The sequence below is a fragment of the Halomonas sp. GT genome (assembly GCF_002082565.1).
Lineage (GTDB): Bacteria > Pseudomonadota > Gammaproteobacteria > Pseudomonadales > Halomonadaceae > Vreelandella.
Map to the genome: position 1 here is coordinate 720,463 of NZ_CP020562.1, position 24,161 is coordinate 744,623.

The window sequence follows — 24,161 nt, forward strand, 5'->3', positions numbered from 1 at the left end:
GCAGGCAAATCGCTATGCTGAGCGACCTTTTCTTGAAGCAGTGGAAGCGGGAAATGCCCTGTTTTTAATGGGTAGCAACAAGTAAAAAATTAGAAAAACCCGTTACGATAACATGAAAACACTGCTAAATAAATACGCTGACTAGAGGCACGCCCATGAATAGAGGTCTTCACCAGCCTGGCGAGTTTCGCGATAACTGTGGCTTTGGCCTTATTGCCCATATGGAAGGGCAGGCCAGCCACGACTTGCTGAAAACTGCTATTGAATCACTTACCTGCATGACCCATCGCGGCGGTATTGCGGCAGACGGCAAAACCGGTGACGGTTGTGGCTTGCTGCTGAAAATGCCGGTGCAATTCATGCGCGCTGCCGCGAAGCAAGCGCTTGATACGGAGCTTGGTGAGCGGTTTGCTGTAGGCGTCATCTTTTTGCCAGATGACGATGCACGTGCCGCTCATGCTAAAGAAACCCTTGAGCGCGAGCTAAGCAGCCGAGGCTTAGAGGTACTGGGCTGGCGCGAAGTGCCCACCGACTCTAGCGTATGCGGCCCGATGGCGCTGGACTGTCTACCGCGAATTGAGCAGCTGTTTGTCCAGCCAGGTAGTCGTGGAACAGGTAGTAGTGGGAATTTAAGCAGTGATCGCTTTGATGTCGATCTGTTTATGGCACGCCGTTATGCAGAGCAAGCGCTACGTAGCGATGAAGACTTTTATGTTGCTTCACTCTCATCAGAAGTTGTTTCCTATAAAGGCTTAGTCATGCCGGAAGATTTGCCGGCGTTCTACAAAGATCTAAATGATCCGAGCCTGGAAACCGCCATTTGCGTGTTCCACCAGCGTTTCTCTACTAACACTGCACCACGCTGGCCGCTGGCCCAGCCATTCCGCCTATTGGCTCATAATGGCGAGATCAATACGATTGAAGCCAACCGCGGCTGGGCAAACTCCCGTAAAGCCAATTTTGTTAATGAGCGTCTGCCTGATATTGCTGAGCTTGACGAAATCGTCAATACCACTGGGTCAGATTCCTCAAGCATGGATAACATGCTGGAAGTGCTGCTGACTGGCGGTATGGAGCTGCATCGCGCGGTGCGCATGATGGTGCCGCCTGCTTGGCAAAACGTTGAGACCATGGACGCCGAGTTACGCGCGTTCTATGAATACAACTCCATGCACATGGAGCCTTGGGATGGTCCGGCCGGTGTGGTAATGACCGACGGTCGTCAAGCTGTTTGTATGCTGGATCGCAACGGCCTTCGCCCAGCGCGCTGGGTGATTACCAAGAATGGCTACATTACGTTAGCGTCTGAGATTGGCACTTATGGTTATCGCCCTGAGGATGTCGTCGCTAAGGGTCGCGTTGGCCCAGGCCAAATGCTGGCGGTAGACACTCAGACTGGCGAAGTGCTCCACACCCAGGATATTGATAACCGCCTGAAGTCAGCTTATCCGTATAAGCGCTGGCTCAAGCAGGAAGCCAATTACCTAGAGTCAGCGCTGACTGAGCTTGCGCGTTTCCAGACCATGGACACTGACGCGCTAAATGTTCAGCAGAAAATGTTCCAGGTGAGCTTTGAAGAGCGTGATCAGGTACTGCGCCCGCTGGCAGAAAGTGGCCAGGAGGCGGTTGGCTCGATGGGTGATGATACCCCCATGGCGGTGTTGTCTAGCCGTCCGCGTCTGCTAACTGATTTCTTCCGTCAAAAGTTTGCCCAGGTGACCAATCCGCCGATCGACCCCCTTCGTGAAGCGATTGTTATGTCGCTGGAGACCTGCTGTGGTGCGGAGCTGAACGTCTTTAAGGCAACGCCTGAGCATGCCCACCGTTTGATTTTGACCACACCAGTGCTGTCACCGCGTAAATTTACTGCGCTGGTTAGCCAGGATGATCCTGCCTTTGCTAGTCACACGCTGTCACTCGGATACGATCCGGAGCACACCAGTTTGCAGCGGGCAGTCACTTTACTTTGCCAGGAAGCTGAAGCGCAGGTCAAAGCGGGCAAGGTGATTCTGGTGTTGACCGATGCTGACCTTCCAAAAGGGCAGTTGCCCATCCAGGCGGCTTTAGCGGTGGGGGCTGTTCACTCTCATCTTGGTCGTTTGGCGCTGCGCCCCAATGCCAACATTGTGGTGGAAACCGGCTATGCAAGGGATGCCCACCAAATGGCAGTGCTGTTTGGCGTGGGCGCTACGGCAGTGTATCCATGGCTTGCTTATCAGGTCATGGCCGATATGCATCGCACTGGTGAGCTAACAGGCAACCCTGCCGATGCTCGTGAGAATTACCGCAAAGGTCTGCAGAAAGGGTTGTTCAAAATTCTTTCGAAGATGGGTATCTCAACGTTAGCTTCATACCGCGGCTCTATGTTGTTTGAAGCAGTGGGGCTATCCGATGAGATCATGGATACCTGCTTTGTCGGCATGGCATCACGCATTCAAGGGGCTGGCTTTGCTGAGCTGCAAATGCAGCAAGAGCTGCTGGCGAAAGATGCCTGGATTGCCCGCAAAGGTATTTCTCAAGGCGGTATGCTGAAGTATGTTCATGGCTACGAATATCACGCCTACAACCCCGATGTCGTGAAGTCGCTTCAGGCGGCGGTGCAAGAAGGCAGCTACGCAAAGTGGAAAAAGTTTGCCCAGCTGGTCAATGAACGTCCGGTTGCCACTATTCGTGACTTGCTTAAGCTAAAGCCTGCTGAAACGCCCATTCCGTTAGAGGATGTTGAGCCGGTTGAGGCGCTGATACCGCGCTTTGATAGCGCCGGCATGTCACTAGGTGCGCTTTCTCCAGAAGCCCATGAAGCGTTGGCCCAAGCAATGAATGAAGCGGGCGGGCGCTCCAACTCCGGAGAGGGGGGAGAAGACCCTGCTCGCTACGGCACCATCCGTAGTTCGAAAATCAAGCAGATCGCTTCTGGCCGCTTTGGTGTTACTCCGGCCTATTTGGTCAATGCAGAAGTATTGCAGATCAAAGTTGCTCAGGGTGCTAAACCCGGTGAAGGTGGTCAGCTGCCAGGCGGTAAAGTGAACCAGTTGATTGCCCGGCTGCGTTACGCGGTGCCTGGTGTAACGCTGATTTCACCGCCTCCACACCACGATATCTACTCGATTGAAGATTTGGCGCAGCTGATTTTCGACCTCAAGCAAGTCAATCCAGATGCCCAGGTTTCCGTGAAGTTGGTCTCTGAGCCAGGTATTGGCACTATTGCTACCGGTGTGGCGAAAGCCTATGCGGATCTGATCACCGTTTCTGGTTACGACGGTGGTACTGCAGCAAGTCCATTGACCTCTATTAAGCACGCGGGCTCCCCTTGGGAGCTTGGGTTGCCTGAGGTGCACCAAGCACTGCGTATTAATGGCCTGCGCGACAAGATTCGCCTGCAGACCGATGGCGGTCTCAAAACGGGTCTTGATGTCGTTAAGGCGGCGATTCTGGGGGCTGAAAGTTTTGGCTTCGGTACTGCGCCTATGGTGGCATTGGGCTGTAAGTACCTGCGTATTTGTCACTTGAACAACTGTGCAACCGGCGTAGCGACGCAAGATGACTTCCTGCGTGGCGAGCATTTCCGCGGCACTGTCGACATGGTGAAAAACTACTTCCGCTTTATTGCTGAAGAAGTGCGTGAACTGATGGCGATGCTAGGGGTGTGTCAGTTGACTGACCTGATTGGTCGCACCGATCTGCTTGACGTGTTGGAAGGCAATACGCCCGCTCAGCGTAAATTGGATCTAACTCCGTTGCTTTCGAATGATTTTGTACCTGCAGGTGCACCGCAGTTCTGTAAGGTGAGCCGAAATGTGCCCCACGATCCAGGCGCTAAGAACCAAGAAGTGCTGGCTGCGCTGAAAGAGGCCATTGAAAGCCAGTCTGGGGGTGAGTTTGACTTCACCATTACCAACTGCGACCGCAGCGTAGGTGCATTGAGCTCTGGCGCGATTGCAAAGCGCTACGGTGAGGACGGCTTGGAATCAGCCCCGGTCACTGCGCGTTTTACCGGGGTGGCTGGCCAAAGCTTCGGGGTGTGGAACGCCCGTGGCTTAAACCTCTATCTCGAAGGCGATGCCAACGACTACGTGGGCAAAGGCATGAACGGTGGCAGCATTGTGATTGTGCCGCCCAGGGTTAGCCAGTTTGAAAGCCACAAAACCGCCATTATCGGTAACACCTGCCTTTATGGTGCGACAGGCGGCACGCTGTTTGCCGCGGGTACTGCGGGTGAGCGCTTTGCAGTGCGTAACTCTGGGGCTACTGCGGTGATTGAAGGTGCAGGTGACCACTGTTGTGAATACATGACTGGAGGCTTGGTCTGCGTATTGGGTGAAACTGGCGTTAACTTTGGCGCGGGTATGACCGGAGGTTTTGCTTACGTCTTGGATGAAGACCGTACCTTTGTGGACAAGTACAACCACGAGCTGGTCGAGATTCATCGGGTCAATACCGAAGCGATGGAAGCGTATCGTCGTCATTTGCGTGAAATGATTGAAGCCTACGTTGCAGCGACAGGCTCTGCTCGAGGCGCGGCGATTCTGGAAGACTTCGGCGACTACGCGCGCCACTTCTGGCTAGTGAAGCCAAAAGCGGCAAGCTTGGGTAGTTTGCTGAATCAATCTCGGCGTCAGCCGGAATAACCCGCCAGAGCCTACGCTTCGAGGAGAGAGATCATGGCTAACCGTTTAAATAACGATTTCCAGTTTGTTGATGTGGGTCGTCAAGACCCACAAAAAAAAGCCGCACACACACGGTCAAAAGAGTTCGCTGAAATTTACGAGCCCTTTAAGCCCACCGATGCGGCGAGTCAGGCGCACCGTTGCCTGCACTGCGGTAATCCGTACTGCGAGTGGAAGTGCCCGGTACATAACTACATTCCCAACTGGCTTCAGCTGGTGGTGGAAGGCAATATTATTGAAGCAGCCGAGCTTTCACACAAAACCAATTCGCTGCCAGAAGTGTGTGGCCGCGTATGCCCGCAAGATCGTTTGTGTGAAGGCGACTGTACGCTGAATGACGGCTTTGGTGCGGTTACCATTGGGTCGGTAGAGAAGTACATTACCGACACCGCGTTTGCGATGGGCTGGCGTCCAGATATGTCTAAGGTGGAGTGGACCGATAAGAAGGTCGCCATCGTAGGTGCGGGGCCTGCGGGTCTTGGTTGCGCTGATATTCTGGCACGTAATGGCGTCAAGCCCGTGGTATTTGATAAGTACCCCGAGATTGGCGGTCTACTTACCTTCGGTATTCCAGAGTTCAAGCTGGAAAAGAACGTGATGGAGCGTCGCCGCGCTGTTTTTGAAGAGATGGGCGTCGAGTTTCGTCTGAATACCGAAATTGGTACCGACATCGAATTCGATACGCTGCTGCAGGAGTACGATGCGGTTTTCCTAGGCATGGGCACCTATAAGTACATGGAAGGTGGCTTCCCCGGCGAAGATTTGCCTGGCGTGTATAAAGCGCTCGATTTCTTAATCGCCAACGTTAATCGTCGCTTAGGCTTTGAAAAAGATCCTAACGACTTTATCTCGATGGAAGGTAAGCGTGTGGTGGTGCTTGGCGGTGGTGATACGGCGATGGATTGTAATCGCACCTCAATTCGCCAGCGCGCCGACAGCGTTATCTGCGCTTATCGCCGTGATGAAGAAAATATGCCCGGTTCCCGCCGTGAAGTCACTAATGCGCGTGAAGAGGGCGTTGAGTTTTTGTTCAACCGCCAGCCGGTTGCGGTGGTGGGGGAAGAGCAGGTCGAAGGGGTTAAGGTCGTGCGTACCCGTTTGGGTGAGCCTGATGAAAATGGCCGTCGCCGTCCTGAAGTCGTGCCCGGGTCTGAAGAAATTATTGCCGCCGACGCAGTCGTAGTAGCATTTGGTTTTCAGGCAAGTCCTGCGCCTTGGTTCGATAGCGCCAACATTCAGGTCGATGAGCGTGATCGCGTAAAAGCACCGGAGCACGGCCAGTACGCCTACCAAACCAGCAATGAGAAAATTTTTGCCGGTGGCGATATGGTGCGTGGCTCTGACCTGGTGGTCACCGCGATTTATGAAGGCCGCCAAGCTGCTGAGGGGATTTTGGATTACCTAGGCGTTTAGTTTTGGGAGTGAGGGGCGTCTTCGCCCCTCTGCCACCTGCAGTTCAAATTGAGCCTTTAGGCGTACTCTGCTATTCTGTCATCCCATCCTGGTGTGGCTTTCTGTTACGCCTTTTGATCACGTTTTGACAGGTTTTCCATGACACGATATATCTTCGTGACCGGCGGCGTTGTGTCCTCTCTAGGCAAGGGCATCGCGTCGGCCTCGCTGGCGGCGATTCTAGAGGCCCGCGGCCTTAAGGTCACCATGCTCAAGCTCGACCCCTACATCAACGTGGACCCGGGCACCATGAGTCCTTTCCAGCACGGCGAGGTGTTCGTCACCGAAGATGGCGCCGAGACGGACTTGGACTTAGGGCACTATGAGCGTTTTATTCGCACCAAAATGACCCAAGGGAACAATTTCACGACGGGGCGCGTGTACGAGAATGTACTGCGCAAAGAACGCCGTGGTGATTACCTGGGCGGTACCGTTCAGGTAATCCCTCATATTACCGATGAAATCAAACGGCGGGTCTATGCGGGCGGTGAAGGGTTTGATGTGGCACTGGTGGAAATTGGTGGCACGGTTGGCGATATCGAATCGCTGCCGTTCTTAGAATCTATTCGCCAGATTCGTAGTGAGCTTGGCGCTAGTCGGGCGATTTACATGCACCTCACGCTGGTGCCGTATATCAAGACGGCAGGCGAGACTAAGACCAAGCCGACTCAGCACAGCGTCAAAGAGCTACGCTCGATTGGTATCCAGCCGGATATTTTGATTTGCCGTAGCGAAGTAGAGCTTGAAGAGAGCGAACGCCGCAAAATCGCCCTGTTCACTAACGTGGAAGAGCGTGCCGTCGTACCGTTACAGGATGCCGATACCATTTATCGGATTCCGTTGATGCTTCATGAGCACGGCTTGGATGACATTGTTTGCGATAAGCTGCGTCTGGAAGCCGAGCCTGCCGATCTTTCGGAATGGGTCAAGGTGCTGGATTCCAAGTTGAATCCGCTGAAGTCGGTGAGCATTGCCATGGTCGGTAAATACATGGAGCTGCTGGATGCCTATAAGTCGCTCAACGAAGCGCTTATTCACGCAGGCATTCAAGGTCGTATTAAGGTCAATGTCGACTATATCGACTCCGAGGATATCGAACATCACGGCACCGAGCGGTTAGCTGGCAAAGATGCCATCTTAGTACCTGGTGGCTTTGGCGAGCGTGGTGTAGAAGGCAAAATTCTTACCGCGCAGTTTGCACGTGAGAACAATATTCCCTATCTGGGTATTTGTTTGGGCATGCAGGTAGCGGTCATCGAGTTTGCCCGCAACGTGGCTGGCTGGAAAGACGCTAACTCTACCGAGTTTACCCACGACACCAAGCACCCCGTGGTGGGCTTGATTACCGAGTGGATTAACGCTGAAGGTAAGATTGAACTGCGTGACGCCGCATCTGACTTAGGCGGAACGATGCGTCTAGGCGGTCAGGTCTGTCATTTGAAATCCGGCAGTAAAGCGCGCGAAGCCTACGGTGCTGATGAGATTGTCGAGCGCCACCGCCACCGCTTTGAAGTCAATAACCAGTTTATTGATGAGTTAGAGCAAGCGGGTCTGGTCATTTCTGGCAAGAGCGTCGATCAATCTTTGGTAGAGGTAGTCGAGCTAGCTGACCACCCATGGTACGTGGCGTGCCAATTCCATCCGGAATTTACATCGACACCACGCGACGGACATCCGTTATTCTCTGGGTTTGTTAATGCTGCCTTAGAGCACAAAACGGCACGTACGCGCACTCATACAGCGACTCAGGAATAAGAGGGAGAGCGAATAATATGTCTTCGACTTCTCAATCATCCTTTCCAGAGCGTCATATTAACGTTGCCGGCCTAACCGCCGGCAATTCTTTGCCGCTAATGTTATTGGGCGGCATGAATGTGCTGGAGTCAGCGACGCTTGCTGATGAAGTGGCGCAGGCTTACGTTAATGTGACGCAAAAGCTCGGAATGCCTTATGTATTTAAGGCAAGCTTTGATAAAGCAAACCGTAGTTCTATCCACTCCTATCGTGGGCCTGGGTTAGAAAAAGGTTTGCAGATTCTAGCGGATATTAAAGCGCGCTATGGCGTGCCCATCATTACCGACGTTCATGAGCCCTGGCAGGCAGAGCCTGCGGCTGAAGTCGCAGACATTATTCAGCTGCCAGCGTTTCTTGCCCGCCAGACCGATCTAGTGGTGGCGATGGCCAACACCGGCGCGGCGATTAATATCAAAAAACCGCAGTTTCTAGCACCTCACGAAATGCGCCATATTCTTACCAAGTTCCAAGAGGCCGGTAACGACCGTCTGATGCTATGCGAGCGTGGTACCAGCTTCGGCTATAACAACCTTGTGGTGGATATGCTGGGCGTTGGCGATATGAAGCAGACCGGTTATCCGGTGTTTTTTGATGTCACTCATGCCTTGCAGCGCCCAGGTGGCCGTGCGGACAGTGCCGATGGTCGTCGCGCCCAAGTGGCAGAGTTGGCCCGTGCGGGTGTGGCCGTAGGTTTGGCGGGGATTTTCCTAGAAGCTCACCCTGACCCAGATAACGCTAAGTGCGATGGACCCTGCGCACTGCCATTAGATCAATTAGAGCCATTTTTGACTCAGCTTTCGCAGTTAGATGCCTTGGTGAAGGGATTTACACCTTTGACCATCCGTTAACCACGACGGCAAATATGGTATACATTGGACCCACAATCATCCATTAGACTGACAACCAAAGGACACTGTTATGACCAAAATTGTTGAAATCAGCGCATTAGAAGTGCTTGATTCCCGCGGCAACCCTACCGTTCAGGCGATGGTTCGCCTGGAAAGTGGCGCCGTAGGTGAGGCATGTGCGCCAAGCGGTGCTTCTACAGGCTCCCGCGAAGCGCTTGAGCTGCGCGATGGCGACAAGACACGCTACCTCGGCAAAGGCGTTTTAAAAGCCGTTGAGGCAGTGAATGGCAAAATCAGTGGTGCGTTGTTAGGAATGGATGCGCGTGATCAGCGTGGGTTGGACGACGCAATGCTAGCCCTGGATGGCACTGAAAATAAGGCTAATCTGGGTGCGAACGCCATCCTAGCAGTGTCGCTGGCTGCCGCTAAAGCTGCTGCCAACGCTAAAGGTGTGCCGCTATATGCGCACATTGCTGAGCTTTATGGCCAGCCGGGTCAGTACAGCATGCCGGTACCGATGATGAACATTCTTAACGGTGGCGAGCACGCGGATAATAATGTTGATATCCAGGAATTCATGGTACAGCCTGTAGGCGCTGCAAACTTCCGTGAAGGCCTACGGATGGGCGCGGAAATTTTTCACGCGTTAAAAAAAGTACTGTCTGCTAAAGGCCTTTCTACGTCCGTGGGTGACGAAGGCGGATTTGCCCCTAACTTGGCATCTAACGCAGATGCCCTGGCGATCATTAAGCAAGCTGTTGCTGATGCCGGTTATGCACTGGGTAAAGACGTTACCTTGGCGCTAGACTGTGCCTCTTCCGAATTCTATAAAGATGGCCAGTACAACCTTTCCGGCGAAGGTAAAAGTTACGATGCCGAAGGGTTTGCCGATTACCTGGCGGGCCTCTGTGCTGATTATCCGATCGTTTCCATCGAAGATGGTATGGATGAATCAGACTGGGCGGGCTGGAAAGCACTGACTGACAAGCTAGGCGACAAAGTACAGCTGGTTGGCGACGATCTGTTTGTTACCAATACCAAGATTCTTAAGCGTGGTATCGACGAGCAAATTGGTAATTCAATTCTGATCAAATTTAACCAGATTGGCTCGCTGTCTGAAACACTGGATGCGATCAAAATGGCCCAGGACGCTGGTTTTACCGCGGTTATTTCACACCGTAGCGGTGAAACTGAAGATACGACGATTGCTGATTTGGCAGTGGGTACCTGTGCCGGTCAAATTAAAACGGGCTCCCTGTGTCGTTCCGACCGTGTAGCGAAATACAACCGTTTGCTCGTCATCGAAGCGGAATTGGGCGATGTGACTTACCCAGGCTTGAAAGCCATTAAAGGGCAGTAATCAAAAATAGGTGCTGGCATGTAAGAGATATCTCAAAATTTTGTAAGAGATATCTTACAAATGCCGGTATTAATTGCTCAGATGATTTTTTTGTTTGATCTTATGTTTTTGATTTTGTTTGTTTTTTAAACAACAGGCGAGCCGCTGCGGCTCGCCTGTTGTCGTTTTAGCCTGCTTGAGTTGTGATCACTTTCTGCCACAATACATTCAGGACAGGGGAGGCAAGGATGCTTCAGGCAGGATGCAACGGGATGCAGGTCAGATACGCCGGGTGACACAATGATGTGGGCCCTGGCAGGGATGGTATCTGAGGAGTTTGACACAGGGAGTGGTCAGAGGAAGTGCTTGGAGCGGGCGGCCTACGGGCCGCCTTTTTTTGTGCGCCATGGGCGGGGCGCACAAAAAAACCAGCGCGAACGCTGGTCTGAAAAGGCGTGACTTATAGGATTAGCGTTCGAGCTTTTCCAGTTTTCCTGTTTTGCCATCCCACTCTTCTGCATCGGGCAGCGGGTCTTTTTTCTCAGCAATATTCGGCCATACATCGGCTAATTCAGCATTAATTTCTATAAACTGTTCTTGGCCATCCGGCAACTCATCTTCTGAGAAGATAGCTTCTGCGGGGCACTCCGGTTCACACAGGGCGCAGTCAATACACTCGTCTGGGTGAATGACCAGGAAGTTGGGGCCTTCGTAGAAGCAGTCGACCGGGCAGACTTCCACACAGTCGGTGTATTTGCACTGGATGCAGTTCTCGGTAACGACAAACGTCATCTTGCTATCCCTCTTGCGGGACCGGGAGCTTCCCGGTCGTGGTCAATAGTTAATGGTTATAAATCGGACGTTTTTTATAAGATAAAACAGTATGGGCGACATTCTAGTGGTGCCCTTACGCGGCGGCAAGCGCTCATAGCTTTCCTTTCATACCATTACAGTAGCTCTCGCCACTGATAGAGCAGCGCTAGCGCTTCGCGAGGTGTTAAATCGTCCACATCGGCTTTTCCCAGTGCTTCCACGACGGGGTGCGGCGCGCTGGCAAACAAGTCGTTTTGTTGCGGTGCTGTGGAAATTCCAATCGGGCGCTGCAGCTCATCCACGTCGCGCTGCTCCAGAGCCATCAGTTTTTCACGGGCTCTGCGTATCACATGGCTAGGAACACCTGCCAACTGGGCTACCTGTAAGCCATAGCTCTGGCTCGCAGGGCCAGATTCAATGCGGTGCATGAACACGATGCTATCGCCGTGCTCGGTGGCGGTCAGGTGAATGTTTGCCACACCCTCAGCCTGCTCGGGCAGCGCGGTCATTTCAAAATAGTGCGTGGCAAACAGAGTGAGCGCCTTCGCTTTGGCTAGGTATTCAGCACTTGCCCAGGCCAGCGAAAGGCCATCGAAAGTGCTGGTGCCACGACCAATCTCGTCCATTAATACCAAGCTATGTTCGCTAGCATTGTGCAAAATATTAGCGGTTTCAGTCATTTCGACCATGAAGGTAGAGCGACCACCTGCTAGGTCATCTGACGAACCAATACGAGTGAAAATACGATCTATAGGGCCTATTTCAGCGCTATCGGCAGGTACGAAGCTGCCACTATGAGCCAGTAGCGCGATGAGCGCGGTCTGGCGCATGTAGGTCGATTTACCACCCATGTTGGGGCCGGTGATAATCAGCATATGCTGATCAGGTGTTAGCGTGACATCGTTGGGTACAAACGGTGTATCGCTGACGTGTTCGACGACAGGATGCCGTCCAGCGGTAATCCTGAGGCCTGTGTGATCACTTAGCTGGGGCCTTATCCAATTGAGTGCTTCCGCACGCTCGGCAAAGGCGCAGAGTACGTCAAGTTCAGCCAATGCCCTCGATGTGTTTTGCAACGCATGAAGCGCCGCGTTGAGCTCTCCCATTAGGCGCTCGTAAAGCCACTTTTCACGTGTGAGCGCTCTGGACTTGGCCGAGAGTGCTTTGTCTTCGAACTCTTTAAGTTCTGGAATAATAAAGCGTTCAGCATTTTTTAGCGTTTGACGACGGATGTAGTCGGCGGGTGCCTGCTGGGCTTGAGAACGAGGGAGTTCAATAAAGTAGCCATGAACTCGGTTATAGCCGACTTTTAAATTGGCTAGGCCAGTGCGCTCGCGCTCACGCAATTCCAGCTGCACTAAATAGTCACCGGCATTTTCAGCCATGCCACGGTGTTCATCTAGTTCGGCGTCAAAGCCGTTTGCAATCACGCCGCCATCGCGAATCACCACGGGCGGATTCTCAACTAACGCGCGAGTTAGCGTATCCGCTATTTCTGGATAGGGGCGAATGTGAGGTTTGAGGCCGTCTATGGCGCTACCACTATCAATTTCGCTCAGCAGTTGCTCAAGCGTGGGTAGCGTTACCAGGGCGTCTCGTAGGCGCGCCAGGTCTCGTGGTCGGGCGCTATACAGCGCGACGCGTGCCAGGATGCGCTCTACGTCGCCTACATCACTTAATGTATCCCGTAATGGCAGGTAGGCCGCTTCAATAGAGAGCAGCGCCACGCCTGCGTGCCGGTCTTCTACGATGTCACGCTGGCGCAGCGGGCGGTTAAGCCAACGCTTTAATAATCGCGACCCCATCGCGGTGGTACAGGTGTCTAGCACACTGGCCAGCGTGTTATCGCTGTTGCCACCGAGATTAATATCAATTTCTAAATTGCGCCGACTGGCCGCGTCAATCACTACGGCTTCATCACGGTTTTCGACGCTAATGGCCGTTACGTGGGGCAGTCGTGAACGTTGGGTGTCTCGGGCGTAATCGATAAGCACACCTGCCGCGATGAGCGCGGTAGTTAGATGCGCACAACCAAAGCCACGTAAATCCTGGACTTCAAACTGATCGCACAAGCTGCGTGTGGCGCTGTCCAAGTCGAACAGCCATTCGCCTTGGCGTCGTAGGCTGCGCTTTTGGGACCATGCGTCGGGCAGGGTCAAACTTTCGGGTACTAACAATTCGGCAGGCGACAGGCGGGTGAGCTCTGCCTGCATCTCGGCTTCACTTTCTACTTCCAAGATATTGAAGCGACCACTGGAAAGTTCCAACCACGCAAGGCCCCAGCTCTCTTTGCCGGGCGCAACGGCGACCAGCACATTATCGCGGCGGGCATCCAGCAGAGCTTCATCGTGAAGCGTTCCAGGGGTGACGATGCGAACCACTTGCCGGTCAACGGGCCCTTTGCTGGTGGCGGGATCGCCAACTTGTTCGCAGATAGCGACGGATTCACCGGCTGACACCAAACGGGCTAAATAGCCTTCAGCGCTATGGTAGGGCACGCCTGCCATAGGAATAGGCTTGCCGCCTGACTGGCCGCGCTGGGTGAGGGTGATATCCAACAGCTTTGCAGCGCGCTTGGCATCATCGAAAAACAGCTCGTAAAAATCTCCCATCCGGTAAAAAAGAAGTACCTCAGGGTGATCGCGTTTGATCTTAAGATATTGCGCCATCATTGGCGTGTGAGCGGGGCTGGCCTGTGACATGGGCGTCCTGGTTGAGCGTTGCGCAAGCAGTCTCAGCTTGCGGCATGTTCTTTGGCAATTTCTTTGAGCAATTTCTTTGGGCAATTTCTTTGAGAAAGTTAAACACGGTATTCTACGCTGAACTGAGGTCTCACATGAAGGAGTCACCATGGCACCTAGCGTTTCAAGCCTGAAGAATCTTGACTTATCACTGCTTGCTCAGCGGTTGGGAAGGCTGTGCCAGCAGCTTGGGGTTGAAGTTTCTACGGCAGAGTCCTGCACAGGCGGCGGTATTGCCAGTGCAATTACTTCTGTCGCGGGTAGCTCCGCGTATTTTACAGCAGGCTACGTAACCTACTCCAATGCCGCTAAAACGCGTATGTTGAATGTGCCTGAAGCAGTTATCGAAGCCCATGGCGCGGTCAGCGAGCAGGTAGTTAATGCAATGGTTGAAGGTGCCTGCTTAGCCAGTGGGGCTGACTTAGCGGTTGCAGTCAGTGGGGTGGCAGGTCCTGATGGCGGCAGTCAAGAAAAACCTGTGGGAACCGTATGGCTTTCCTGGGGCAGTACAGAAAGCCAGCAGGCGATGTGTTTCCACTTTCACGGCGACCGACAGGCGGTACGCGAACAAGCTGTACGCGAAGCGTTGGCAGGGTTAGTTGCGCGTTTGATGGCTCAGGCGAAAGGTAGTGAAAAGAAATAAACATTAAATATGGTGCTGAGGATTTGTTTAGACGCTAATCTTTGGCATACTACTGGCTAATTATACAGTTTGTAACGAGGAATTTCTGCATGGCTCAGGATGACAACCGCACCAAAGCGCTAAATGCTGCACTTAGCCAGATTGATCGCCAGTTTGGTAAAGGGACTGTTATGCGCCTTGGCGATGCTCCGCGCGTGATAATGCCGTCTGTCTCCACTGGTTCATTGGGGCTTGATATTGCGCTTGGTATCGGCGGGCTGCCGTTTGGACGCGTATGCGAAATTTATGGCCCAGAATCATCAGGTAAAACGACCCTGACCCTGTCAGTCATTGCGCAGGCGCAAAAACAGGGCAAGGTATGCGCGTTCGTCGATGCAGAGCACGCTTTGGACCCAAGCTATGCAGAAAAGCTAGGTGTTAATCTAGACGACTTGCTGGTTTCTCAGCCGGATACCGGCGAGCAAGCGCTGGAAATTACCGACATGTTGGTACGCTCCGGCGGTGTAGATGTGATCGTGATCGACTCCGTGGCTGCATTAACGCCGCGTGCTGAAATCGAAGGCGAAATGGGCGATTCCCACGTTGGTCTTCAAGCACGTTTAATGTCTCAGGCACTGCGTAAAATTACCGGTAATATCAAAAACGCCAATTGTTTAGTGGTGTTTATCAACCAGATTCGCATGAAGATTGGCGTGATGTTCGGTTCGCCCGAAACCACGACCGGCGGTAACGCGCTTAAATTTTACGCCAGCGTGCGTCTGGATATTCGACGTACAGGCTCCGTAAAATCGGGTGATGAAGTTACTGGTAACGAAACCCGTGTGAAGGTGGTTAAAAATAAGGTGGCGCCGCCATTCCGCCAGGCGGAGTTCCAAATTCTCTACGGCAAGGGTATCTACCATGCGGGGGAGGTTATTGATCTGGGCGTGCAGTGCAGCTTGGTAGACAAGGCGGGTGCATGGTACAGCTACAAAGGCAAAAAGATTGGTCAGGGTAAAGCTAATGCTGCGCAGTATTTAGAAGAGCATCCTGAGACCATGGAAGAGATTGAAGCGCAAATCCGAGCGCAGCTGCTGGCGCCACCGGATGCAAAAAAAGAAGAAGCCCCAGAGGCAGATGTTGCCGCTGAGAGCGATGATGATTTGCTGTAAGCCTCTTTATGATGCTGTTTTCTAAGCTGTTGAGTTAACGCCTCGTGAAGTGGTGATTCAAATACTGTCTCGGCGCGAGTACGCTCGCGCTGAGCTAGCGTGCAAGTTACAGCAAAAAACATTCAGCCTGATGAGATTGCTGCCTAGTAACTAGCAGCAAGCTAAAGCTGGCGGTAAGCCTGGCCTGTATTTTCAGCATGAAAAAAGGGGTGCCTGAAAAGGCGCCCCTTTTTGCTTTTTGAATGAGAAAAATAGTACTGCAAACTAGATTTTTGATCAGCCCATGTGCTTGACAGAAAAAAACACGTCGCTTACTTTTTAAATGTAACTTTTGATGTTGTTAGGTTTCAGATTGTAATTTGCGGTCACCGTTGCTACTGCGCTGTTGCTACTGCGGAGAGTCCGGTTGTTGTAGGTTGGGGGACTATTTATAGAATTATAAAAAAAGAGTGAAATAAAACTTTTCTTATAGTGGAAAGCCTGGTTGATTAAATTTAGAGGCTAGCTTCTATCGCGAAAAGAAAAAAGCTCATCTTTGGGGAAAGTGTGCTATGCATAAAGTATTCGCGGTAATCCTTACTTATAATCGAAAGGAACTACTGAAGCGATGTCTCGATGCAGTATATGCCCAGTGCCGCTCTTGCGACCGTGTCATCGTCATTGATAATGCAAGTAGTGATGGTACTCAGAAGATGCTGTCCGAAAGCCATTATTCGGGTCTCATGGTACATGTGCTGAAGGATAATATTGGCGCCTCTGGAGGGTTTAATGCAGGTATGCGTCTCGCCTATCAAGAGGGCGCTGATTTTATTTGGACAATGGACGATGATGTCATACCTGAGCCGGATGCACTTCACTTCTTGTTATTGGCCGATGAGGCACTTAAGGATAAAGGAAAAAAACCAGCTTTTCTTCTCTCCCAAGCTTTCACTGAAAATGGGCTAGTTACTAATACTCCCATTATAAGTCCTTTGAAAAATGTCATCGGTTATCGAAACTGGCCCGAGTTGCTTGAACTGGGTGTAGTGGCAGTACATCGCGCTACTTTCGTATCAATACTGCTGCCGCGCACTACCTTGGCGCAACATGGCTTGCCAATTACCGCGATGTTTATCTGGGGAGAAGATAGTGAATTTACCTTAAGGGTCACTCAAGATAACCCTGGTTACGCTGTTGGTATGAGTAAAGTACAACATTTACGCCAAGAAAATGGCCCTATCAGCATTCTTACTGAAAGAAATCCGGCGCGCTTGAAGTTATACCGACACTTTATTAGAAATAAAATTTATATCGCTCGTAAATATCGTCATTTCCCACATTATCGCTACCTTATGATTTCAGAGGTTTATAGAGTTTCTCGACTATTTTTTATACTTGTATTTAGAGGTGAAGTTCGTAAAGCCAATATAGTCCTGCACGGAATGTTGGAAAGTTTATGGTTTTATCCTGAGCCTGAAGCTGCAGATACACCTATTGAAAAAATGAAAACTTCCACGTGGCTGTTAGATCAGCTATGTCCAGAGCAAGCAGACCTTAAGAAAAAGCCGGGATAAAAAAGTCAACTTTAATACAGGGTCATAAGAATACTTGGTGTGCTGATACTCAGATGCTAAATGATGGGGTGATATTTTGAAAATATTGATCGTGGGCAATATGGGGTATGTCGGCTCCGTACTGGTAAGAGAATTAGCCGCACGATATCCATCTGCCATTCTTCATGGTTACGACAATGCCTATTTCGCGCACTGTCTCACGGGGGCCGAACTCCTTCCCGAGTGTTATCTCGCCCAACAGTTTTTGGGCGACGTTAGGGAGATTCCAGCTGGTTTTTTTGAAGGTTATACGGCCGTGGTACAGCTGGCTGCTATCTCCAATGACCCTATGGGAGACCGTTTCGCTGCCGTCACGGCTGAAGTCAATCACTACGCTACGGTAGACATGGCCAAAGCAGCGGCTCAAGCGGGAGTGGACAACTTCGTCTTTGCCTCAAGCTGCAGTATTTATGGCGTTGCCCTTGGTGCGCCGCGTTGCGAAGCAGACGCTGTGGCTCCGGTTACTGCTTATGCCTGTTCGAAAATTGCGGCAGAAGAAGCTTTGGCGGGCATCGAGGGGGACATGGTGATTACTAACTTACGCTTTGCGACTGCCTGTGGAATGTCGGAACGCCTCCGCCTGGATCTAGTGCTCAACGATTTTGTCGCCTGCGCGCTTAGCCAGCAGCATATTACCGTGCTTAGCGATGGGTCACCCTGGCGACCCTTGATCGATGTCTCCGACATGGCAAGGGCTATTAGTTGGGCGATACAGCGTAAGCCCGAAAATGGGGGGCGCATCCTCAATATCAATACCGGCTCTAACGAACGCAACCATCAGGTGCGTGATCTAGCCGCGGCAGTTGCCCAGGCGATTCCTGATACCACGCTGAGTATCAATACCCAAGCACCGGCGGACAGCCGTTCCTACCAAGTAGATTTCAGCCTGTTCGCTAGGTTAGCACCTGAGTATCAACCAAAAATGACACTTTTGGATTCGATAATGGGGATGGTTAACGGCCTAAAAGGCATGAAGTTTGCTGATGCTCAGTTTCGAGCCTCACGCTATGTGCGTCTGCATGCGCTACAAGCGCATATCGATGAAGGACGTCTGTCCGAGAATCTGAGTTGGCAAATTCGTAATGGAGTGACTCCCACTACTTCGCCTGACTCTTCCCCAGTTACTTCAACGCCTGTAATGGAGGCTAAACCATGAAGGTTGCAATTTTTGCGGGAGGGTTTGGCACGCGTTTGAGTGAAGAAACAGCGATTCGTCCAAAGCCTATGGTGGAGGTAGGAGGGCGACCGATTCTTTGGCATATCATGAAAATGTATGCCCATCACGGCTTGAAGGAATTCGTCGTGCTGGGTGGCTATAAGGTTGAGTATATTCGCGACTACTTTCTCAATTATCGCGGCAATCGAACCGACTACACGATCGACCTGAAAACAGGCAAGGTCGCCTGGCTTCAAAGTGTGGATGATGACTGGAAAGTCACCGTGTTGGACACCGGCGCCGATGCCATGACAGGTGGGCGGCTTAAGAAAGCCATGCATTTGCTGGGGGATGAACCTTTTTGCTTGACCTATGGTGATGGGCTGAGCGACTTGAATATTACTGCATTGATCGATGCTCATCTGGCCTCAAAAAATTGGTGCACTCTGACGGCAGTCACGCAGCCAGGACGCTATGGTGCGCTGCGCTTGCAAGAAGGGAACAATCAGGTGGAAGGCTTTCGCGAAAAGGGAGAAATAGATGGAGGCCTTATCAACGGGGGCTTTTTCGTCTGTGATCCGGAGGTCTTTGAGACGATCGACGACAGTCAGACCGTCTGGGAAAACGAACCCATGCAGCGAATGATTGAAATGGGCAGGTTGGGCTACTTTCATCACAACGGATACTGGCAAAGCATGGATACTCTGAGGGACCGAATGGTGCTTGAGGCCGCTTGGGCGGAAGGTGCTCCCTGGAAGCTTTGGAAGGAATGAATCACCGATGATCATTGTTGATACAGCACTTGCCAAGCGAGAGGCACAAGGCAACCCCATTCGAGTAGGAATGATAGGAGCGGGGTTTCAAGCGAGGGGGGTCGGCCTGCAGATTATGACTGCAACGGCAGGTATGCGTCTTTGCGCTATTGCTAATCGTCACCTTGATGCAGCGGTCAAGGTCTATCAACAAGCCGAGATCGAACCAATCACCTGTGACACTCAGCAGGAACTTGAAATGGCGATTGCTGCGGGGCGAGCGGCAGTCACTGAGAATGCCGTGGCTCTGGCTCGCGCCGAAGGGTTGGATGCGATCATCGAGGTAACCGGCTCGTTGGAGTTCGCGGCACATGTTGTGCTGGCGGCACTAGAAAGTGGTAAAGGCATCATCCAAATGAATGCGGAACTCGACGGTACAATCGGCCCTATTTTAAAAGTGAAGGCTGATGCTGCAGGCGTTATCTATAGTTTTGCCGATGGCGACCAGCCAGGCGTACAGATGAATCTCTATCGCTTCGTCGCCGGTCTGGGCGTCAAGCCTGTGCTATGTGGCAACATCAAAGGGTTGCATGATCCTTATCGCAATCCGGCTACCCAAGAAGGTTTTGCTAAACGCTGGGGACAGAAGGCGGCGATGGTGGCGTCTTTTGCTGATGGCACCAAGATTTCGTTTGAACAGGCGATCGTCGCCAATGGAACCGGCATGCGAGTCGCTCAACGCGGCATGCTTGGTCCTGATTTTTCCGGTGGTGTGCCTGGTGGACCCTTAGTACCTATCGAGGAGACGATGTCGGCGTTTGAGCCCTATCTTGATCCGGCAGGGCCGGGGCTGGTGGATTACGTTGTGGGAGCACGGCCTGGGCCAGGTGTGTTCGTGCTGGGTACCATCGATAATCCCCGTCAGCGACATTATCTCGAGCTCTATAAAATGGGAGAAGGGCCGTATTACTGCTTTTCAACGCCTTATCATCTTTGTCATTTTGAAGTGCCTACGTCCGTTGCGCGAGCAGTATTGTTCCGTGATCCGGTTTTATCTCCTTTAGGCGGCCCAAAGGTAGGGGTGATCGCTATGGCCAAAAAAACCTTGCATGACGGCGATAAAATTGAGGAGCTCGGAGGCTTCGAAGTCTACGGCATGGCTGAAAATATAGAAGTGATAAGGCGTGAACGGCTACTACCTATCGGTCTAGCACTAGGGTGTCAGGTGGCAGGTCGTGTGGAAAAGGACAAGGCACTGACCTTCGATGATGTGGTTATTCCACCCTTGCGCTTGATCGATCGTCTGTATGCCGAACAAGAAGCCATGTTTGCCTTGGAACCCCTATCTGGCACCGCCGCTACTTCTGTGGAGTAAGCCATGCTATTTCATCAAACGAAACTCAAGGATGCTACGCTGATAGAGCTTGAAACGCATGGTGATGAACGGGGTTTTTTTGCCCGTACAATGTGCCGCGTGGAGTTTGAGCGCCATGGTTTGCTGGGCGATTTTGTACAGCAGAATACCTCGTTCTCAGCTCATAGAGGAACCTTGAGGGGGCTGCATTACCAGCGTGAACCGCACGCTGAAGCCAAGTTGGTGCGCTGCCTCCGGGGGGGCATTATTGACGTCATTGTGGATATTCGTGAAGATTCAGAAACCTACCTGCACCATCAGCTGTTCGAGCTGACCGAAGCCAATCGGTATCAGCTTTATGTGCCGCCAGGCTTTGCGCACTCCTTTCAGACGCTGACCGACGATGTTGAAGTCAGTTATCTGGTTTCGGCTGCTTATCATCCCGAGGCTGAAAACGGTTTGCGCTATAATGATGAGCGTCTCGCGATCGAGTGGCCTATTCCGCCCACAATAGTGTCCGAAAAGGACGCCAATTGGCCATTGATCAGTGAGCGACGTGACGCGCTCTTCTAAACCGTTGAGAGAACATTATGTTTTCCCCCAGTAGTGAGTTAACGCCACGCGAAGTGGCAATTCAGTTGCTGTCTCGGCGCGAGTACTCTCGCGCCGAGCTAGCTCGCAAGATGCAGCAAAAAACATTTCAGCCTGATGAGATTGCTGACTGCCTAGACGCTCTGGAGGAACAAAATTTACAGTCCGATGAACGTTTTGCTGAAAGCTTTATACGTTCGCGGATTCTTCGTGGGCAAGGTGCTATTCGCATTAAAGGTGAACTGCGCCAGCGGGGTGTAGACCAGGAAACGTCAACGACGGCCTTTGCTAACGTAGAAGAGCAAGAGGCCGTGGACTGGTTTGAGCTAGCCCGTGATACCTTGGCGCGGCGCTTTTCCTCGCCAGGTGATACGCCCAAAGAGCGAGTAAAGCGTGAGCGTTTTCTCGCCACGCGCGGCTTTAATTTTGAGCAAATACGCTACGCGCTTTCGTGTTTGTAATTTCCTCTTTATAAGCCTTTTCTAGTTGTTTTTTGACCCTCTGTTTTAGTTCTGCCACTAACTGCGGCTTTAGTCGTTTGACAACTGCGTTATAATGCTCCCTTTGCGACCCCAGCGGGTGGCGGCGACAGCGCCCTGGGGCATCATGCTTTCTTGTCACGGATACCCTATGAAAAGCGCAGAGATCAGACAGGCCTTTTTATCTTTTTTTGAAAAGCAGGGGCACACGATTGTGCCCACAAGCTCTCTAGTGCCGGGCAATGACCCGACGCTGCTCTTCACCAATGCAGGCATGGTGCCCTTCAAAGACGTTTTTCTAGGCCGAGATCCGCGCCCGTATGTGCGCGCCACATCAGCCCAGCGTTGCGTACGTGCTGGGGGTAAGCACAATGATCTAGACAATGTCGGCTATACCGCGCGCCACCATACGTTCTTTGAGATGCTGGGTAACTTTAGTTTTGGCGACTATTTTAAGCGTGAGGCGATTCGCTTTGCCTGGACGTTTCTGACGGAAACGCTGGGCCTGCCCAAAGAGAAACTCTGGGTTACCGTGCATATCAGTGACGACGAAGCGGAGCGCATCTGGAAAGATGATATCGGCATTGACCCTGAGCGTTTCTCAAAGCTTGATGAAGATAATTTCTGGCAAATGGGTGACACCGGCCCATGTGGTCCCAGCTCTGAAATCTTTTTTGATCATGGTCTGGAAGTATGGGGCGGTCCTCCTGGCAGCCCTGAAGAAGATGGCGATCGCTATATCGAAATCTGGAACCTTGTGTTCATGCAGTTCGACCGTGATGCCGCTGGAACATTGAATCCGCTGCCTAAGCCTTCCATTGATACAGGAATGGGCTTGGAGCGAGTGGCTGCCGTTATGCAGGGCGTTCACTCTAACTACGAGATCGATCTGTTCCAAAACCTGCTGAAAGCTGCTGCCGAGGCGACCGGTCATGGGGACACCACAACGCCGTCGTTACGCGTTATTGCGGATCACATTCGCTCTTGTGCCTTCTTGATTGCAGACGGTGTTCTACCTTCCAACGAAGGGCGTGGCTATGTGCTGCGTCGTATTATTCGCCGGGCGATTCGCCATGGGCATAAGCTGGGTGCTTCTGAGCCGTTTTTCCACAAGCTGGTAACCGCACTCGATACTGAGATGGGCGATGCCTACCCGGAGCTGCGAGATGCCAGCGAGCAGATCGCCCGCGTGTTGCTTAAAGAAGAGGAGCAATTTGCGCGGACATTGGACCACGGCATGGGGCTATTGAATGCGGCGCTTGAAGAGCTGCAAGGTGACGTGCTGCCTGGAGAAACCGTCTTCAAGCTTTACGATACCTACGGTTTCCCCTTCGACCTGACGGCGGATGTCTGTCGTGAGCGCGAAGTCACATTGGATGAAGCCGGTTTTCAGCGCGAGTTAGAAGCGCAGCGTGAGCGTGCTCGGGCGGCCAGCCAATTTGGCGCAGATTACAGTGCTGCTATCGATTTGGAGGGTGAAACCCAGTTCACAGGTTACGAACATCTAGCCGACCAAGCGACAGTTACTGCTATCGTGGATAGCGAAGGTAATGCGTTAGCGGCTCTGGAGGATGGCCAGAAAGGCACCGTTGTACTAGACCGCACGCCATTCTATGGTGAATCGGGTGGCCAGGTGGGTGACACCGGTTACTTATACATTGATGGCGGTCGCTTCCAGGTAACCGACACGCAGAAGCAGAGTGGCCACCACCTTCACCAAGGGGTTATGGTAGATGGCACGCTCAGCGTCGGCGCGAAGGTCCGCGGCGAGGTGGATGCCAGCTTGCGTGGTGCCACCATCCGTAATCACTCAGCGACTCACTTGCTTCACAAAGCACTGCGCATGGTGCTGGGTGACCACGTTCAGCAGAAAGGCTCGCTAGTTAATGCAGAGCGCCTGCGCTTTGACTTTAGCCACTTTGAGCCGATGACTGCAGAGCAATTAGCGGAAGTTGAGCGTCTGGTAAATGAGCAGATCTTAGCGAATGCACCGACCAAGACAGAGCAGATGAGCCTCGCAGAAGCAAAAGCCAAAGGGGCAGCCGCGCTGTTTGAAGCAAAGTATGCTGATAACGTGCGGGTACTGACCATTGGTGCTGACGACTTCTCTATCGAGCTGTGCGGTGGTACTCACGTGAACCGAAGCGGCGATATTGGTTGTTGCCATGTGGTGAGCGAAGTAGGTATCGCTTCTGGCGTGCGTCGTATTGAGGCGATTACCGGTGAAAATGCGCTGGCTTATTTCCGTGAGCAGGAGGCGCGTGTTCAGCGGTTAGGTGAGCGACTGAAAACCAAACCCGAGCAAGTGGAAGCTCGGGTAGAATCACTGGTTGAGCGTAACCGCGCGCTGGAAAAAGAGCTTGAGCAACTGAAAGCGAAACTGGCAAGCGCTGCGGGCAGTGACATGCTTAGCCAGGTGCAAGAAATTAACGGTGTTAATTTACTGGTCACCCAGCTTGACGGTGTTTCCGGTAAAGAGTTACGTGGCGTACTTGATCAGTTGAAAAACAAGCTTGGTTCTGGCGTCATCTTGCTTGGGGTTGCGGATACTGCGGCAGGAAAAGTGAGCTTAATTGCTGGGGTTACCCAAGACTTAGTGGGTCGCGTTAAGGCAGGTGAACTAGTTAATCATGTCGCTTCGCAAGTGGGCGGTAAAGGTGGTGGCCGCCCAGATATGGCTCAAGCGGGTGGAAATTTACCTGATGCCTTGCCTGCGGCATTAAGCAGCGTACCGGCTTGGTTGGAAAATACGCTTAGCTAATTACAAAGGCCGGTGGCACTATTTGCTA

16 protein-coding genes are annotated in these 24,161 nt (G+C 52.3%); 14 read left to right on the forward strand and 2 right to left on the reverse strand.

Annotated features, from left to right (window positions below; all coding sequences use genetic code 11):
* Positions 1 to 155: 155 nt before the first annotated feature.
* From gltB to eno, 5 genes are all read left to right on the forward strand, one after another.
* The gene (gene gltB, locus B6A39_RS03395) at positions 156 to 4,628 is read left to right on the forward strand and encodes a glutamate synthase large subunit (RefSeq protein WP_083001367.1); all 4,473 of its coding nucleotides are present in this window, start codon (positions 156 to 158) and stop codon (positions 4,626 to 4,628) included.
* Positions 4,629 to 4,661: 33 nt separating this feature from the next.
* Positions 4,662 to 6,080 (forward strand): FAD-dependent oxidoreductase, encoded by a 1,419-nt coding sequence (locus B6A39_RS03400; protein ID WP_083001369.1) that lies wholly within the window; start codon positions 4,662 to 4,664, stop codon positions 6,078 to 6,080.
* 138 nt (positions 6,081 to 6,218) lie between these two features.
* On the forward strand, positions 6,219 to 7,874 hold the full coding sequence (locus tag B6A39_RS03405) for a CTP synthase (RefSeq protein WP_083001371.1): 1,656 nt from the start codon (positions 6,219 to 6,221) through the stop codon (positions 7,872 to 7,874).
* Positions 7,875 to 7,891: 17 nt separating this feature from the next.
* Positions 7,892 to 8,761 carry a 3-deoxy-8-phosphooctulonate synthase gene (gene kdsA, locus B6A39_RS03410; protein WP_038481648.1) on the forward strand — a complete coding sequence of 290 codons (870 nt, stop codon included), beginning with the start codon at positions 7,892 to 7,894 and terminating at the stop codon, positions 8,759 to 8,761.
* A gap of 70 nt (positions 8,762 to 8,831) precedes the next feature.
* Positions 8,832 to 10,121 carry a phosphopyruvate hydratase gene (gene eno, locus B6A39_RS03415; protein ID WP_009722188.1) on the forward strand — a complete coding sequence of 430 codons (1,290 nt, stop codon included), beginning with the start codon at positions 8,832 to 8,834 and terminating at the stop codon, positions 10,119 to 10,121.
* Between the two features lie 447 nt (positions 10,122 to 10,568).
* Here the strand turns inward: eno and fdxA are convergent, their stop codons facing one another.
* Together fdxA and mutS are read right to left on the reverse strand one after the other, a co-directional pair.
* Positions 10,569 to 10,892 carry a ferredoxin FdxA gene (gene fdxA, locus B6A39_RS03420; protein WP_009722190.1) on the reverse strand — a complete coding sequence of 108 codons (324 nt, stop codon included), beginning with the start codon at positions 10,890 to 10,892 and terminating at the stop codon, positions 10,569 to 10,571.
* 155 nt (positions 10,893 to 11,047) lie between these two features.
* Positions 11,048 to 13,615 (reverse strand): DNA mismatch repair protein MutS, encoded by a 2,568-nt coding sequence (gene mutS / locus B6A39_RS03425; protein WP_083001373.1) that lies wholly within the window; start codon positions 13,613 to 13,615, stop codon positions 11,048 to 11,050.
* Between the two features lie 148 nt (positions 13,616 to 13,763).
* Here mutS and B6A39_RS03430 point away from each other — a divergent pair, with 148 nt between their 5' ends.
* The 9 genes from B6A39_RS03430 to alaS all read left to right on the forward strand — a co-directional run bounded on the left by B6A39_RS03430 (position 13,764) and on the right by alaS (position 24,133).
* Complete coding sequence (locus B6A39_RS03430; protein WP_083001375.1) at positions 13,764 to 14,297, forward strand: CinA family protein; 534 nt, start codon at positions 13,764 to 13,766, stop codon at positions 14,295 to 14,297.
* Between the two features lie 89 nt (positions 14,298 to 14,386).
* Complete coding sequence (gene recA / locus B6A39_RS03435) at positions 14,387 to 15,448, forward strand: recombinase RecA (protein WP_038481661.1); 1,062 nt, start codon at positions 14,387 to 14,389, stop codon at positions 15,446 to 15,448.
* A 551-nt stretch (positions 15,449 to 15,999) separates the two neighbouring features.
* Positions 16,000 to 17,001: a glycosyltransferase family 2 protein gene (locus tag B6A39_RS03440; RefSeq protein WP_083001377.1), complete on the forward strand. Its 1,002-nt coding sequence runs from the start codon at positions 16,000 to 16,002 to the stop codon at positions 16,999 to 17,001.
* Between the two features lie 76 nt (positions 17,002 to 17,077).
* Positions 17,078 to 18,196, forward strand: a complete 1,119-nt coding sequence (locus B6A39_RS03445; protein WP_083001378.1) for an NAD-dependent epimerase/dehydratase family protein — start codon at positions 17,078 to 17,080, stop codon at positions 18,194 to 18,196.
* Positions 18,193 to 18,969, forward strand: coding sequence for a glucose-1-phosphate cytidylyltransferase (rfbF, locus tag B6A39_RS03450; protein ID WP_083001380.1), 777 nt, complete (start codon positions 18,193 to 18,195; stop codon positions 18,967 to 18,969). Before B6A39_RS03445 ends, rfbF begins: the two co-directional genes overlap by 4 nt.
* Positions 18,970 to 18,976: 7 nt before the next feature.
* The gene (locus tag B6A39_RS03455) at positions 18,977 to 20,323 is read left to right on the forward strand and encodes an NAD(P)H-dependent oxidoreductase (RefSeq protein ID WP_083001382.1); all 1,347 of its coding nucleotides are present in this window, start codon (positions 18,977 to 18,979) and stop codon (positions 20,321 to 20,323) included.
* A 3-nt stretch (positions 20,324 to 20,326) separates the two neighbouring features.
* Positions 20,327 to 20,875: a dTDP-4-dehydrorhamnose 3,5-epimerase gene (gene rfbC / locus B6A39_RS03460; RefSeq protein ID WP_083001384.1), complete on the forward strand. Its 549-nt coding sequence runs from the start codon at positions 20,327 to 20,329 to the stop codon at positions 20,873 to 20,875.
* A gap of 17 nt (positions 20,876 to 20,892) precedes the next feature.
* Positions 20,893 to 21,354 carry a regulatory protein RecX gene (locus tag B6A39_RS03465; RefSeq protein ID WP_156886192.1) on the forward strand — a complete coding sequence of 154 codons (462 nt, stop codon included), beginning with the start codon at positions 20,893 to 20,895 and terminating at the stop codon, positions 21,352 to 21,354.
* 169 nt (positions 21,355 to 21,523) lie between these two features.
* The gene (alaS, locus tag B6A39_RS03470; protein ID WP_083001388.1) at positions 21,524 to 24,133 is read left to right on the forward strand and encodes an alanine--tRNA ligase; all 2,610 of its coding nucleotides are present in this window, start codon (positions 21,524 to 21,526) and stop codon (positions 24,131 to 24,133) included.
* Positions 24,134 to 24,161: the final 28 nt, after the last annotated feature.

Bases quoted from the DNA above. Each gene is read 5' to 3' on its own strand.
- alaS (WP_083001388.1), top strand. From the start codon at position 21,524: ATGAAAAGCGCAGAGATCAGACAGGCCTTTTTATCTTTTTTTGAAAAG.
- eno (WP_009722188.1), top strand. From the start codon at position 8,832: ATGACCAAAATTGTTGAAATCAGCGCATTAGAAGTGCTTGATTCCCGC.
- B6A39_RS03465 (WP_156886192.1), top strand. From the start codon at position 20,893: ATGTTTTCCCCCAGTAGTGAGTTAACGCCACGCGAAGTGGCAATTCAG.
- kdsA (WP_038481648.1), top strand. From the start codon at position 7,892: ATGTCTTCGACTTCTCAATCATCCTTTCCAGAGCGTCATATTAACGTT.
- mutS (WP_083001373.1), bottom strand. From the start codon at position 13,615: ATGTCACAGGCCAGCCCCGCTCACACGCCAATGATGGCGCAATATCTT.
- recA (WP_038481661.1), top strand. From the start codon at position 14,387: ATGGCTCAGGATGACAACCGCACCAAAGCGCTAAATGCTGCACTTAGC.
- fdxA (WP_009722190.1), bottom strand. From the start codon at position 10,892: ATGACGTTTGTCGTTACCGAGAACTGCATCCAGTGCAAATACACCGAC.
- rfbC (WP_083001384.1), top strand. From the start codon at position 20,327: ATGCTATTTCATCAAACGAAACTCAAGGATGCTACGCTGATAGAGCTT.
- rfbF (WP_083001380.1), top strand. From the start codon at position 18,193: ATGAAGGTTGCAATTTTTGCGGGAGGGTTTGGCACGCGTTTGAGTGAA.
- gltB (WP_083001367.1), top strand. From the start codon at position 156: ATGAATAGAGGTCTTCACCAGCCTGGCGAGTTTCGCGATAACTGTGGC.
- B6A39_RS03440 (WP_083001377.1), top strand. From the start codon at position 16,000: ATGCATAAAGTATTCGCGGTAATCCTTACTTATAATCGAAAGGAACTA.
- B6A39_RS03405 (WP_083001371.1), top strand. From the start codon at position 6,219: ATGACACGATATATCTTCGTGACCGGCGGCGTTGTGTCCTCTCTAGGC.
- B6A39_RS03455 (WP_083001382.1), top strand. From the start codon at position 18,977: ATGATCATTGTTGATACAGCACTTGCCAAGCGAGAGGCACAAGGCAAC.
- B6A39_RS03400 (WP_083001369.1), top strand. From the start codon at position 4,662: ATGGCTAACCGTTTAAATAACGATTTCCAGTTTGTTGATGTGGGTCGT.
- B6A39_RS03430 (WP_083001375.1), top strand. From the start codon at position 13,764: ATGGCACCTAGCGTTTCAAGCCTGAAGAATCTTGACTTATCACTGCTT.